Below are 14,220 nucleotides of genomic sequence, written 5' to 3'. Positions count from 1 at the left end.
TTCAAATGGATATGAATCAATATTTAGATGTCTTTATTGATGAAAGTAAAGAACATTTACAAACATGTAATGAAAAGCTTCTCCTTTTAGAGAAAGACCCGACAGATCTTCAGCTCGTCCACGATATATTCAGGGCTGCCCATACACTAAAAGGTATGAGCGCAACGATGGGGTATACGGATTTAGCCCATTTAACCCATCTGCTTGAAAACGTATTGGATGCTTTTCGAAACGGAGATATGGCAGTTACATCAGACTGGATGGATATCTTGTTTGAAGCCCTAGATCATCTGGAAGCAATGGTTCAGTCTATTATTGACGGCGGGGATGGTAAAAGAGACATCTCTGAAGTGAGCGCAAAGCTTGACGTGAACGGTTCGCATGCTGAGACTGCTGCTTCGGCGGAAACTGCTGTATCGAAGGGTTCAGCATCTGATTGGGGATATGATGAGTTTGAACGAACAGTGATAGAAGAAGCGGAGGAGCAAGGTTTCAAACGGTATGAAATCACAATTTCTCTGAAAGAAGACTGTATGTTAAAAGCGGTTCGTGTATATATGGTTTTTGAGAAGCTCAATGAGATCGGAGAAGTAGCCAAAACAATACCGAGTGCGGAAGTGCTTGAGACGGAAGATTTCGGCACTGACTTCCAGGTTTGCTTCTTAACGAATCAAACGGCTGAAGACGTTGAACAGATCATCAACGGAGTTTCAGAGGTCGAGCATGTTGAAGTTATTCAGGGCTCACCTATACAACCAGCTGAAAAACCGGAGGAGCTTCAGGCGGATACACCAGCTGCTGCACAGGCACCTGTTAAGCAGGATAAACCAAAGCAGCCTGCTAAAAATGATGAACAGTCGAAGCATACATCAGGCGGGTCTAAAACAATTCGTGTCAATATCGACAGGCTTGATTCTTTAATGAACTTATTTGAAGAGCTTGTCATTGACCGCGGGCGTCTTGAGCAGATTGCAAAAGAGCTTGAGCACAATGAATTGACTGAAACAGTCGAGCGAATGACGAGAATTTCCGGCGATTTGCAATCTATTATTCTCAATATGAGAATGGTTCCGGTTGAAACCGTTTTTAACCGTTTCCCAAGAATGATTCGCCAGCTTCAAAAAGAGCTGAATAAAAAAATCGAACTCTCCATCATCGGCGCGGAAACAGAACTTGATCGAACAGTAATTGATGAAATTGGAGATCCGCTCGTTCACTTAATCAGAAACAGTATTGACCATGGAATTGAGTCTCCGGAAACACGTTTACAAAAAGGAAAACCTGAGTCTGGAAAAGTTGTGCTGAAAGCTTATCACAGCGGAAATCACGTCTTTATTGAAGTAGAGGATGACGGGGCAGGCCTTAATCGCAAAAAAATCCTTGAAAAAGCGCTTGAGCGCGGTGTCATTACAGAAAGAGAAGCTGAAACTTTAGAAGACAATGAAATTTATGAATTGATATTTGCTCCGGGGTTCTCTACAGCTGATCAAATTTCGGATATTTCCGGGCGGGGTGTCGGGCTTGATGTTGTGAAAAATAAACTCGAGTCACTCGGCGGTTCAGTCAGTGTGAGATCTGCAGAAGGACAAGGATCACTATTCAGCATTCAGCTTCCGCTTACATTGTCCATTATTTCAGTTCTGCTGATCAAATTGGAAGAAGAGACATTTGCGATTCCGATTTCTTCTATAATTGAAACAGCAGTTATAGACAGAAAAGATATTCTGCAAACGCATGATCGTGAAGTAATCGATTTTAGAGGGCATATTGTCCCTGTCGTTTATTTAAAAGAAGAGTTTAAAATAGAAGATACAAGACAAGATGCGGAACAGCTCCATATCATTGTCGTGAAAAAAGGCGACAAACCTACTGCATTTGTGGTGGACTCCTTTATTGGCCAGCAGGAAGTTGTGCTGAAATCACTCGGAGATTATTTAACAAACGTCTTTGCAATTTCCGGAGCTACTATTTTAGGAGACGGAGAAGTAGCGCTCATTATCGATTGTAATGCACTGATTATTTAACCATACGAGGAGGTGTCTCACATGACTGCAGAAATTAAAACAGGTGAAAAAATGATTGTCTTTATGGTAAATGGCAAAGAATATGCCATTTCTGTCTCTCAGGTGAAATCAATTGAGAAATGGCAAAAGCCAACGAGAGTGCCAGGCGTTGAATCTTATATTTGCGGAGTGATCAATTTGCGCGGCGTGGTGACTCCGGTTATTGATTTAAGAAAGCGTCTCAGCTTGCCTGAGTATGAAATTACCGATGAAACACGAATTATCATTATTGCTTATCGTGATATTGAAGTCGGCTGGATTGTGGATGAAGCAAATGATGTCATAACAGTACATGAAAGTGAAATAGAATCCGCTCCGGAAAGTGTTCAAAAAGACACGTATGTGTCAATTAAACAGATTGTAAAACAAGAGAACAGGCTCTTAAATATTATTGATGCAAATGCGGTTTTGGATAAAGAATCATCTCAGTCCGCTGTGCCCGATCAAGCTTAATCTTAAAGGGGTTATGACATGAGTATTTTTAATGGAATCAAAGAAGAGCAGATGGACATTTTGCGGGAAGTCGGCAATATCGGAGCCGGCCACTCTGCTTCTGCAATGGCCCAGCTGTTAAATAGAAAGATTGATATGGAAGTCCCGTTTGCAAAGTTACTATCGTTTGATGAGCTTGTAGACTTTTTCGGCGGAGCAGAAATGCCGGTCGCCAGCATCTTTTTAAGAATGGAAGGCGATTTGACGGGCTCGATGTTCTTTATAATGCCTTTTTATCAGGCGGAGCAGTTTATCAGAGAGCTGATCGGCAACCCGGATTTTGATATAGAAAACCTGGGTGAAGATCATATGAGTTCTTCCGCTTTGCATGAACTGGGCAATATTTTAGCAGGATCATATTTAACGGCATTGGCTGATTTGACGAAACTCCAGCTTTACCCGAGTGTTCCAGAAGTTTCACTGGATATGTTCGGTGCTGTCATCAGTGAAGGTCTGATGGAGCTCAGTCAGGTTGGGGAACATGCAATTGTTGTTGATACGTCAATTTTTGACCAAAGCCATCAGCAGGAGCTAAAAGCGCATATGTTTATGCTGCCGGACTATGATTCATTTGAAAAGCTCTTTGTCGCCTTGGGTGCTTCATTATGAGTACAACTGAGGCTGCTGTTGTAAAGGTTGGAATTGCGGACGTGAAGATCGCCCGCTTCCCGGATTCGATCCGGACGTCTGGCTTAGGATCGTGTGTAGGGCTGGTGCTTTACGATAAAGAAAAGCAAACGGCGGGGCTTGTCCATGTCATGCTGCCGGATTCGACGTTATCAAAAACAGCTGAACTCAATCGGGCAAAATATGCCGATACCGCTGTAAAAGCTACGATTGATATGCTGGTAGAAGCGGGCTGCCGAAAGTTTGCGTTAAAAGCAAAGCTCGCCGGCGGATCAGAGATGTTTAAATTTAAAATGACGAATGATTTGATGAAGATCGGCCCGAGAAATGTCTTGGCGATAAAGGAACAGCTGTCGTTATATCATATTCCGATTATCAGTGAAGATACGGGAGGCTCAAGCGGCCGGACGATAGAATTTGAACCGAAGTCCTGTATGCTGCATATTCGAACTGTTAAACAAGGTGAAAAAACGATTTAATTAAGGTATTAGGGGGATAACAATGCAATCCTTGAATTATGAAGATCAGGTGCTTTGGTCGCGCTGGAAAGAGTGGAAAGATCCTAAGGCCGGTGATGATTTAATGCGCCGTTACATGCCGCTTGTCACATATCATGTAGGCAGAATTTCTGTCGGACTGCCAAAATCAGTGCATAAAGACGATCTTATGAGCCTTGGTATGCTTGGTTTATATGATGCCCTTGAAAAATTTGACCCCAGCCGGGACTTAAAATTTGATACCTACGCCTCGTTTAGAATTCGCGGTGCAATTATTGACGGGCTTCGTAAAGAGGATTGGCTGCCCAGAACCTCGCGTGAAAAAACAAAGAAGGTTGAAGCGGCGATTGAAAAGCTTGAACAGCGCTATCTTCGGAATGTATCGCCCGCAGAAATTGCAGAGGAACTCGGAATGACGGAACAGGATGTAGTGTCAACAATGAATGAAGGTTTTTTTGCAAATCTGCTGTCAATTGACGAAAAGCTTCATGATCAGGATGACGGGGAAAACATCCAGGTCATGATCAGAGATGACAAAAATGTCCCGCCGGAAGAAAAGATCATGAAAGATGAGCTGATTGCGCAGCTTGCGGACAAAATTCACGAACTCTCTGAAAAAGAACAGCTTGTGGTCAGTTTGTTCTATAAAGAGGAATTGACATTGACAGAAATCGGACAGGTATTGAATCTTTCTACGTCCCGTATATCACAAATACATTCAAAGGCACTATTTAAATTAAAAAATCTGCTGGAAAAAGTAATTCAATAAAGAATTCTCATGATTAGCGAGTGAAAAACATGTCAACACTATTATGGCTTTTAAGCTTCACGCTTCACGGCGTTCTTCTGTACGCTGTCATTATTCTGTATATGAGGCTCGCAACTGTGAAAGAAACAGAAAAACAGCAAAAGAAGCTGCTGGAAGAGACGGAGAACACACTTGCGGCATTTCTTCTTGAACTAAAAGAAGAAAATGAGAAGTTGATAGACAACTTGGATGTACCTTCTGTTCAAACTGAAGAAAAACCGAAGGAAGAGCATCAGCAGGCTGAACAACATTCAGAGCGAGGTGCTGTTCAGGAAGAAAACAACACTCTTCCCGAGCATATCGAAGGTCTGATCAACGAGGTTGAGAGGGCGGAAGAGAACGTAAACAGCGATGCCCGATCATTTGAAGATGAAGTTATGGCATTATATGAACAGGGATATTCAGCTGGTGAAATTGCTCAGAAATTGAAGAGCGGAAAGACAGAAATCGAGCTATTTTTAAAATTTCGCTCCAAAGCTGTAAAGGATTCTTGATTGTCGCATAAAGCTGTGTTATATTATGTCTTGGTGTTAAATACACACGCTTAACGATTTATGCAGAGGGTGCTGCAGGCGGCAGTTCTGCACAAAAATGACCTAAGCGGAGGAAAAAAACCATTATATTAGGAGGAAATAACATGTCAGTCATTTCTATGAAGCAATTGCTTGAAGCTGGTGTTCACTTCGGTCACCAAACACGCCGTTGGAACCCAAAAATGAAGCGTTACATTTTCACGGAGCGTAACGGAATCTACATCATTGACCTTCAAAAAACAGTCAAAAAAGTAGAGGAAGCTTACAACTTCACTAAAAATCTTGCTGCTGAAGGCGGAAGAATCCTTTTCGTCGGCACAAAAAAACAAGCTCAAGATTCTGTTAAAGAAGAAGCTCAACGCTCTGGCATGTACTATGTCAACCAACGCTGGTTGGGCGGTACATTAACAAACTTTGAAACAATCCAAAAACGTATTAAACGTCTTAAAGACATTGAAAAAATGCAAGAAAACGGTACGTTTGAAGTACTTCCTAAAAAAGAAGTCGTTCAATTGAAAAAAGAATTAGAGCGTCTTGAAAAATTCCTAGGCGGAATTAAAGAAATGAAGGATCTTCCTGATGCATTGTTCATCATCGATCCTCGCAAAGAGCGCATCGCTGTTGCGGAAGCTCGCAAATTAAACATCCCTATCATCGGAATTGTAGATACTAACTGTGATCCTGATGAAATCGATGTTGTTATTCCTGCGAACGATGACGCTATCCGCGCTGTTAAACTTCTAACTTCTAAAATGGCAGATGCAATCTTAGAAGCGAAGCAAGGCGAAGAAGAAGCGGAAGTTGCTGAAGAAACTGCACCAGAAACTGAAACAACAACTGCGTAACCTATTCAAAAGGTGATAAGAGGGACTGCCTTTTATCACCTTTTTTCAAGAAAAATGTCATGATACATATCTTGTTTAAACATATAAGGAGGAATACAAATGGCTATTACTGCACAGCAAGTAAAAGAACTGCGTCAAAAAACTGGCGCGGGTATGATGGATTGTAAAAAAGCGTTAACTGAAACTGATGGAGATATGGACAAAGCAATTGACCTTCTTAGAGAAAAAGGAATTGCAAAAGCAGCGAAAAAAGCTGACCGTATCGCAGCAGAAGGTTCAACTCTGATTAAAACTGACGGCAACAAAGGTGTTATTTTAGAAGTAAACTCTGAAACTGATTTCGTTGCGAAAAACGAAGGCTTCGTAGAGCTTCTTAACACATTAGCTGACCACCTTCTTGCAAACACTCCTGCAGATGTTGAAGAAGCAATGGGCCAAAAAATGGACAACGGCTCTACTGTAGAAGAGTACATTACAAGTGCAGTTGCTAAAATCGGTGAGAAAATCACGCTTCGCCGCTTTGCTGTTCTTACAAAAGATGACAGCTCTGCATTCGGTGCTTACCTTCACATGGGCGGACGCATCGGCGTATTAACTGTTCTTAACGGTACAACTGACGAAGAAACTGCGAAAGATATCGCAATGCATGTTGCTGCGGTTAACCCTCGTTACATTTCTCGTGACCAAGTATCAGAAGAAGAAACAGACCATGAGCGTCAAATCTTAACTCAGCAAGCTCTTCAAGAAGGAAAACCTGAAAACATCGTAGCGAAAATGGTTGAAGGCCGTCTGAACAAATTCTTCGAAGAAATTTGTCTTTTAGACCAAGCATTCGTTAAAAACCCAGATGAAAAAGTGAAACAAGTTGTTGCAGCGAAAAACGCAACTGTTGAAACTTTCGTTCGCTATGAAGTTGGCGAAGGTATCGAAAAACGTCAAGAAAACTTTGCTGAAGAAGTAATGAACCAAGTGAAAAAATAATGGTGAAAAGATGTCGCGATCAAGTCGCGTCTTTTCAGGCAGTATAGGGGACACACTTTGTGTTCCCTATTTTTAAAACTATATTTACAAACCTTTTTTTCTCTTGCATAATAGAAAACGGCAATGTTTACACTTGGAGGTTATTATGGAAAAACCAAAATACAAACGTATCGTATTAAAGCTTAGCGGGGAAGCATTGGCAGGGGAACAGGGTAATGGAATTAACCCTACTGTCATTCAATCCATTGCAAAGCAAGTGAAAGAAATCGCTGAGCTTGAAGTCGAAGTGGCTGTTGTAGTAGGCGGCGGCAACTTATGGCGCGGAAAAACAGGAAGTGACCTGGGCATGGACCGCGCAACTGCAGACTATATGGGGATGCTGGCGACAGTGATGAACTCGCTTGCTCTTCAAGACAGCTTGGAAACACTCGGAATCCAGTCCAGAGTGCAAACATCCATTGAAATGAGACAAGTTGCTGAACCGTATATCAGAAGAAAAGCGATACGCCACTTAGAGAAAAAACGTGTCGTTATTTTTGCTGCGGGTACAGGAAACCCATATTTCTCAACTGATACGACAGCTGCACTGCGCGCTGCTGAAATTGAAGCAGACGTTATTTTAATGGCTAAAAACAATGTTGACGGTGTGTATAATGCTGATCCTAGAAAAGATGAATCAGCTGTAAAATATGAATCACTTTCTTACCTTGACGTTCTAAAAGACGGCTTGGAAGTGATGGATTCAACAGCATCATCTTTATGCATGGATAATGACATTCCGCTAATCGTCTTTTCTATTATGGAAGAAGGAAATATTAAACGCGCCGTGACAGGCGAATCAATCGGAACGATCGTGAGGGGGAAATAACGTGTCAAAAGAAGTATTAACACAAACGAAAGAAAAAATGGAAAAAGCAATTGCTGCTTATCAGCGTGAATTGGCTACTGTACGCGCAGGCCGTGCGAACCCATCTTTATTAGATAAAGTAACAGTTGAATATTACGGAGCGCAGACACCTTTAAATCAGCTGTCTTCTATTAACGTGCCTGAAGCTCGTATGCTGGTCATAACACCATACGACAAGTCAGCAATCGGTGATATCGAAAAAGCAATTTTAAAAGCGGATTTAGGCTTAACGCCAACGAGCGACGGCAATATGATTCGCATTGCGATTCCTGCGCTAACAGAAGAAAGACGTAAAGAATTAGTCAAAGTAGTAAAAAAATATGCTGAAGACGCAAAAGTAGCTGTACGAAATGTACGCCGTGATGCGAACGATGATCTCAAAAAACTTGAGAAAAACGGAGACATCACGGAAGATGAGCTGCGTGCTTCCAATGAAGATGTTCAAAAACTGACAGATGAATATGTGTCAAAAATTGACAGTGTCACAAAAGACAAAGAAAAAGAAATCATGGAAGTTTAATGAAAAACTATGTACAATAGATAATAGTGAAAAGACCCTCTCATGTTTACAGGGGGTTTTTTTGTTAATACTGTTGATTACATTGGTTATCAGCAGGGAATGCAACCTTTTTGGGTGACGGAGGAATCTCATGCTCAACATACTCAAAAATTGGAAGAACCAGCAAACTGCGGCTTCCAACTTAGAACGCTATACAAAAGAAGACATACTTAAGGGGGAAATCCCCGAACACATCGCCATTATCATGGATGGAAATGGCCGTTGGGCTAAAAAACGCTCTCTCCCCCGAATTGCAGGCCACCACGAAGGAATGAAGGTGGTTAAAAGGACAACAAAGCTTGCTAACGAATTGGGTGTCAAGGTACTGACCCTGTACGCATTTTCAACAGAAAACTGGAAGCGGCCGAAAATGGAAGTTGATTTTTTGATGAAGCTTCCTGAAGAGTTCTTAAATACGTATCTACCGGAACTTGTTGAGGAGAATGTGCAGGTCCGGATTATAGGAGAAAAATCAGCCTTGCCGCCGCACACAATGCGAGCCATTGAAAAGGCTGTAAAGGATACGGCGCAAAATGACGGGCTGATCCTTAATTTTGCTCTCAACTATGGGAGCCGTACTGAAATTGTCACTGCTGCAAAAACACTCGCGGAAAAAGTGAAGGATGGTTCTTTGAAAATAGAAGACATTGATGAATCGCTTTTTTCTAATCATTTAATGACTGAATCTTTGCAGGATCCTGAACTTTTAATTCGAACGAGCGGCGAGATTAGACTAAGCAACTTTATGCTTTGGCAGGTTGCCTACAGTGAATTTGTCTTTACTGACGTTCTGTGGCCTGACTTTAAAGAAAATCATTTCTTGCAGGCGTTAGGAGAATATCAGCAACGGGGCCGGAGGTTTGGCGGAATTTAGAGGATGGTGGACATGAAACAAAGAATTTTGACAGGTGTTCTGGCAGCAATTGTATTTTTATTTTTAGTTATTGTCGGGAATTTGCCGTTCACCATATTAGTTTATGCAATGGGCAGTGTAGCGCTTTTTGAGCTTCTGCGGATGAAAAAACTTAAGCTTGTTTCACTGCCTGGATTGATCAGTCTTTTATTGTTATGGATGTTCTTAATGCCAAGCCAATATTCTTTTTTTGAAGCGAATGGTATCTCGAAAATTGAAACGGCTTTGTTCGCAGTACTGATTTTACTGACGTACACAGTATTGGTGAAGAACACTTTTACCTTTGATGAAGTCGGCTTTATTACCCTTGCAACGATTTACATCGGAATGTGTTTTCATTATTTTATTGAAATCAGAAACCTTGATGAGCACGGGCTGACATACATTTTTTATGCCTGTGTCGTGATTTGGTCGACTGATTCCGGTGCATATTTTGTCGGGAAATCGCTTGGGAAACGAAAACTGTGGCCTGAAATCAGCCCTAATAAAACAGTTGAGGGATTTGTAGGCGGAATCGTCATTGCACTTGTACTTTCGACGATTTTTCAGCTTGTCGCAAACCTGCCAATCCCATATTTCTATCTGCTTTTGATCACACTGTTTTTGTCTGTTTTCGGACAGATTGGGGATTTAGTAGAATCCGCTCTGAAAAGACATTACGATGTAAAGGATTCTGGGAAGATCCTTCCCGGGCATGGCGGTGTGCTAGACCGTTTTGACAGTTTTTTGTTTGTCATGCCTTTCTTGTACTTTCTGCTTGCCCTTTTTTCATAAAAAAGTCTAATATGAATTAGAGACTGATTATGCAGCAAAAAGAATAGGAGTAGTGGCACTTTGAAAAATATTTGTCTTTTAGGAGCAACAGGATCAATCGGCGAACAGACTCTTGACGTATTGCGTACGCACCAAGACCAATTTCAGCTGGTATCTATGTCGTTCGGCAAAAATATTGATAAGGCCGTGCCGATGATAGAGGCCTTTCAGCCGAAGTTTGTATCTGTCGGTGATCTGGATACATATCACAAATTAAAACAAGTTTCTTTTTCATTTGATTGCCAGATCGGGCTTGGAGAAGAAGGCCTGATTGAAGCGGCAGTTATGGAGGAAGTCGATATTGTTGTCAATGCCTTGCTTGGGAGTGTAGGTCTCATTCCTACGTTAAAGGCGATCGAACAGAAAAAAACAATTGCGCTTGCAAATAAGGAAACTCTTGTCACTGCCGGGCATATAGTTAAAGAACATGCTAAGAAATACAATGTTCCGCTGCTGCCCGTTGACAGTGAGCATTCAGCCATTTTTCAAGCCCTACAAGGCGAACAGGCTAAAAACATTGATCGCCTTATCATTACGGCGTCCGGCGGAAGTTTTCGGGACAAGACGCGGGAGCAGCTCGAATCAGTTACAATTGAAGATGCATTACAGCACCCGAATTGGTCAATGGGTGCAAAAATTACGATTGATTCGGCTACAATGATGAATAAGGGATTAGAGGTGATTGAGGCGCATTGGCTTTTTGATATTCCATATGAACAAATCGATGTGGTCTTACATAAGGAGAGCATCATCCATTCCATGGTAGAGTTTCATGACAAAAGTGTGATTGCACAGCTCGGCACTCCTGATATGAGGGTTCCGATTCAATATGCGCTCACCTATCCCGACCGATTGCCATTGCCAGACGCCAAAAGGCTCGAGCTGTGGGAAATCGGCAGTCTTCATTTTGAGAAAGCTGACTTTGACAGGTTCCGCTGCTTACAATTTGCCTTTGAATCAGGTAAAATAGGAGGAACAATGCCGACTGTGCTAAATGCGGCGAATGAAGTGGCTGTCGCCGCATTTTTAGCGGGCAAGATATCGTTTTTAGCGATTGAAGACTGTATCGAAAAGGCATTAAACCGCCATCAGCTTATTCAAAAGCCTAGCTTGGCAGACATTCAGGAAGTGGACAAAGATACCCGGGGATACGTCAATTCAATACTCACATAAGGTGGTATGTTCGTGAATACAGTTATAGCGTTTATCATTATTTTCGGAACGCTCGTTTTCTTCCATGAACTGGGCCATTTGCTGTTAGCCCAAAGAGCGGGAATTCTGTGCCGTGAATTTGCGATCGGCTTTGGTCCAAAAATCTTTTCGTTCAAAAAAAATGAAACAGTGTATACGATCAGACTTCTCCCGGTCGGCGGGTTTGTCCGCATGGCCGGCGAAGATCCGGAAATGATTGAGGTGAAACCCGGCTACACGATCGGGCTTCTTTTTAACAAAGAGGATCAGGTTGAAAAAGTCATCATCAATCAAAAGGAAAAATACCCGGATGCTTTAATCATCGAGGTGGAAACGGCAGACCTAGAGCATGACATGAAGATCACCGGCTATGAACAGGGGAAAGAGGATGAGCTTTCCAGCTTTAGTGTGAGTGAAACCTCCTTTTTCATTGTAGACGGAGATGAAGTTCAGATCGCGCCGTATAACCGCCAGTTTGGTTCCAAACCTGTGTGGCAGCGAATTAAGGCGATTGCCGCAGGTCCGATTATGAATTTCATATTGGCTTATGTCATTTTAGTGATGCTTGGGCTGATTCAGGGTGTTCCGTCAAATGAGCCTATGCTTGGACAGCTGACAGACAACGGACGGGCAGCCGAAGCAGGGCTAAAAGAAGGAGATTACATTCAAAGCATTAACGGAGAGAAGATGAGGTCCTGGACCGACATTGTCTCTGCGGTAAAAGAAAACCCGGAAAAAGAAATTGACGTTGAGGTAAAAAGAGATAACAAAACGCTCCACATTTCAGTTACTCCGGAAGCCGTTAAAGATGAGAACAAAAAAACAATCGGCCGCTTTGGTTCTTACGCGCCAACTGAGAAAGGCGTTCTCTCAGCAGTTGCTTATGGTGCAACATCAACTGTTGATGTGACAAAAGCGATATTAACAAATCTCAGTAAATTAGTGACAGGACAATTTAAAATTGATATGCTTTCAGGTCCTGTCGGCATATACGATATGACAGACCAAGTGGCAAAAACGGGAATCATTAATTTATTCCAGTTTGCTGCGTTTTTAAGTATTAACCTTGGTATCGTTAACCTGCTTCCGATTCCGGCTCTTGACGGCGGAAGACTGTTGTTTCTATTTATAGAAGCCATTCGGGGCAAACCGATCAACAGAGAAAAAGAAGCCTTTGTGGTGTTTATCGGAGTCGCTTTCCTAATGCTTCTTATGCTGGTCGTTACATGGAACGATATCCAGCGGCTGTTTTTGTAAATGAAAAGTAAATCAATCAGAGGTGCGAAGAAATGAGACAAAGCTTGACGCTTATTCCTACGCTCCGTGAAGTTCCAGCTGATGCCGAAGCAAAAAGTCATCAGCTTCTTCTGAGAGCAGGATTTATCAGACAGAATACGAGCGGGGTATACAGCTATATGCCTCTTGCGTATAAGGTTATTCAAAACATTCAGCAGATCGTCCGTGAGGAAATGGAAAAAATCGACGCTGTAGAAATGCTTATGCCCGCGCTGCAGCAGGCTGAGACATGGCAGGAATCAGGCAGATGGTATACGTACGGTCCTGAACTGATGAGACTTAAAGACCGTCACGGCCGTGAATTTGCTTTAGGGGCAACGCATGAAGAAGTGATCACTTCACTCGTTCGCGATGAGGTTAAATCCTATAAGCGTCTCCCTCTGACTCTGTACCAGATCCAGTCTAAATTCAGGGATGAAAAACGCCCGCGCTTCGGTTTATTAAGAGGCCGCGAATTCATTATGAAGGATGCTTATTCTTTCCATGCTTCTGAAGAGAGCTTGGATGAAACATATCAAAAAATGTATAATGCGTATTCTAATGTTTTCGCCCGCTGCGGCATTAATGTAAGACCTGTTATCGCTGACTCAGGTGCCATGGGTGGAAAAGATACACATGAGTTTATGGCACTTTCTGAAATCGGAGAGGATACCATCGCGTACTCTGATGAATCACAATATGCAGCCAATATCGAAATGGCTGAAGTTCTTTATCAGGAAGTCCCTTCAGATGAAGAGCCTAAAGCTCTAGAGAAGGTTCATACGCCTAACGTGAAAACAATCGAAGAACTGACTGCGTTCTTACAGGTTTCGGCTGAAGCGTGCATTAAGTCAGTACTGTTTAAAGCTGATGACCGTTTTGTCTTAGTGCTTGTAAGAGGGGATCATGAAGTTAACGATATTAAAGTGAAAAACTTGCTTCATGCAGAAGTTGTAGAGCTTGCCACACATGAAGAGGTCATTCAGCAGCTCGGAACAGAGCCAGGCTTTGTAGGCCCTGTAGGTATTCATAAGGATGTGGAAGTATATGCCGATCAAGCTGTGAAAGCAATGGTTAATGCTGTTGCCGGTGCAAATGAAGGAGATTATCATTATAAAAATGTCAACGTAAGCCGTGATGCGCAAATTAAAGAATTTGCCGATCTTCGCTTTATTAAGGAAGGCGACCCGTCACCAGACGGCAAAGGCACGATCCGTTTTGCAGAAGGAATCGAAGTCGGACAAGTCTTTAAGCTTGGAACTCGTTATTCTGAAGCGATGAATGCGACATATTTAGATGAAAACGGACGAGCACAGCCAATGCTGATGGGCTGTTATGGAATCGGTGTTTCCAGAACCCTTTCTGCTATTGCTGAACAGCATCACGACGAAAAAGGCTTAATATGGCCAAAAAGCGTCGCGCCGTATGATCTTCATATTCTTGCACTGAATATCAAAAACGATGCGCAAAAAGAATTGGCTGAAAAGCTGTACGCTGATTTAAAGGCGAAAGGCTATGAAGTGCTGTATGACGATCGTGCGGAACGCGCCGGCGTAAAATTTGCTGACTCGGATCTAATCGGTCTTCCAATCCGTATTACTGTCGGCAAACGGGCTGATGAAGGAATTGTGGAAGTGAAAATCCGCAAAACGGGTGAGTCAACAGAAGTTTCTGTTGATGAGTTATCTGCTTTTATCAGCAAGCAGTAAACACCAT

At 42.4% G+C, this 14,220-nt stretch carries 15 protein-coding genes; all 15 read left to right on the top strand.

The genetic code is table 11. The features are described from left to right. The first annotated feature begins 5 nt into the window (after positions 1-5). The 15 genes from cheA to proS all read left to right on the top strand — a co-directional run bounded on the left by cheA (position 6) and on the right by proS (position 14,213). Complete coding sequence (cheA, locus tag M1D69_RS12180) at positions 6-2,024, top strand: chemotaxis protein CheA (protein ID WP_458105949.1); 2,019 nt, start codon at positions 6-8, stop codon at positions 2,022-2,024. Positions 2,025-2,045: 21 nt separating this feature from the next. Next, complete coding sequence (cheW, locus tag M1D69_RS12175) at positions 2,046-2,516, top strand: chemotaxis protein CheW (protein ID WP_458105950.1); 471 nt, start codon at positions 2,046-2,048, stop codon at positions 2,514-2,516. Between the two features lie 18 nt (positions 2,517-2,534). Further along, on the top strand, positions 2,535-3,164 hold the full coding sequence (gene cheC / locus M1D69_RS12170) for a CheY-P phosphatase CheC (protein WP_024121415.1): 630 nt from the start codon (positions 2,535-2,537) through the stop codon (positions 3,162-3,164). Continuing rightward, entirely contained in the window at positions 3,161-3,661 is a 501-nt protein-coding gene (cheD, locus tag M1D69_RS12165; RefSeq protein WP_458105951.1) for a chemoreceptor glutamine deamidase CheD, read from the top strand. Before cheC ends, cheD begins: the two co-directional genes overlap by 4 nt. A gap of 22 nt (positions 3,662-3,683) precedes the next feature. Then, positions 3,684-4,448, top strand: coding sequence for an RNA polymerase sigma-28 factor SigD (gene sigD, locus M1D69_RS12160; protein ID WP_010334270.1), 765 nt, complete (start codon positions 3,684-3,686; stop codon positions 4,446-4,448). 29 nt (positions 4,449-4,477) lie between these two features. Further along, positions 4,478-4,981, top strand: coding sequence for a Swarming motility protein SwrB (locus M1D69_RS12155; RefSeq protein ID WP_458105952.1), 504 nt, complete (start codon positions 4,478-4,480; stop codon positions 4,979-4,981). A 143-nt stretch (positions 4,982-5,124) separates the two neighbouring features. Continuing rightward, positions 5,125-5,865 (top strand): 30S ribosomal protein S2, encoded by a 741-nt coding sequence (gene rpsB / locus M1D69_RS12150; protein WP_024121418.1) that lies wholly within the window; start codon positions 5,125-5,127, stop codon positions 5,863-5,865. A gap of 99 nt (positions 5,866-5,964) precedes the next feature. After that, complete coding sequence (gene tsf / locus M1D69_RS12145) at positions 5,965-6,846, top strand: translation elongation factor Ts (protein ID WP_024121419.1); 882 nt, start codon at positions 5,965-5,967, stop codon at positions 6,844-6,846. Positions 6,847-6,991: 145 nt separating this feature from the next. Next, positions 6,992-7,714, top strand: a complete 723-nt coding sequence (gene pyrH, locus M1D69_RS12140; protein WP_010334275.1) for a UMP kinase — start codon at positions 6,992-6,994, stop codon at positions 7,712-7,714. A 1-nt stretch (position 7,715) separates the two neighbouring features. Next, positions 7,716-8,273 carry a ribosome recycling factor gene (gene frr, locus M1D69_RS12135; RefSeq protein ID WP_024121420.1) on the top strand — a complete coding sequence of 186 codons (558 nt, stop codon included), beginning with the start codon at positions 7,716-7,718 and terminating at the stop codon, positions 8,271-8,273. Between the two features lie 130 nt (positions 8,274-8,403). Continuing rightward, a complete protein-coding gene (locus M1D69_RS12130) occupies positions 8,404-9,186 on the top strand; it encodes an isoprenyl transferase (RefSeq protein ID WP_458105953.1) in 783 nt (260 codons plus the stop codon). Positions 9,187-9,189: 3 nt separating this feature from the next. After that, complete coding sequence (gene cdsA, locus M1D69_RS12125) at positions 9,190-9,999, top strand: phosphatidate cytidylyltransferase (protein WP_458105954.1); 810 nt, start codon at positions 9,190-9,192, stop codon at positions 9,997-9,999. 60 nt (positions 10,000-10,059) lie between these two features. Then, on the top strand, positions 10,060-11,211 hold the full coding sequence (dxr, locus tag M1D69_RS12120; RefSeq protein ID WP_024121423.1) for a 1-deoxy-D-xylulose-5-phosphate reductoisomerase: 1,152 nt from the start codon (positions 10,060-10,062) through the stop codon (positions 11,209-11,211). A 6-nt stretch (positions 11,212-11,217) separates the two neighbouring features. Next, positions 11,218-12,486, top strand: coding sequence for an RIP metalloprotease RseP (gene rseP, locus M1D69_RS12115; RefSeq protein WP_458105955.1), 1,269 nt, complete (start codon positions 11,218-11,220; stop codon positions 12,484-12,486). A gap of 32 nt (positions 12,487-12,518) precedes the next feature. Next, complete coding sequence (gene proS, locus M1D69_RS12110; protein WP_458105956.1) at positions 12,519-14,213, top strand: proline--tRNA ligase; 1,695 nt, start codon at positions 12,519-12,521, stop codon at positions 14,211-14,213. The last annotated feature ends 7 nt before the right edge of the window (positions 14,214-14,220 follow it).

The organism is Bacillus sp. PK3-037, from assembly GCF_054161355.1.
The sequence above is the reverse complement of the archived record's forward strand: the minus strand, read 5'-3'. Positions and strand labels throughout refer to the sequence as shown.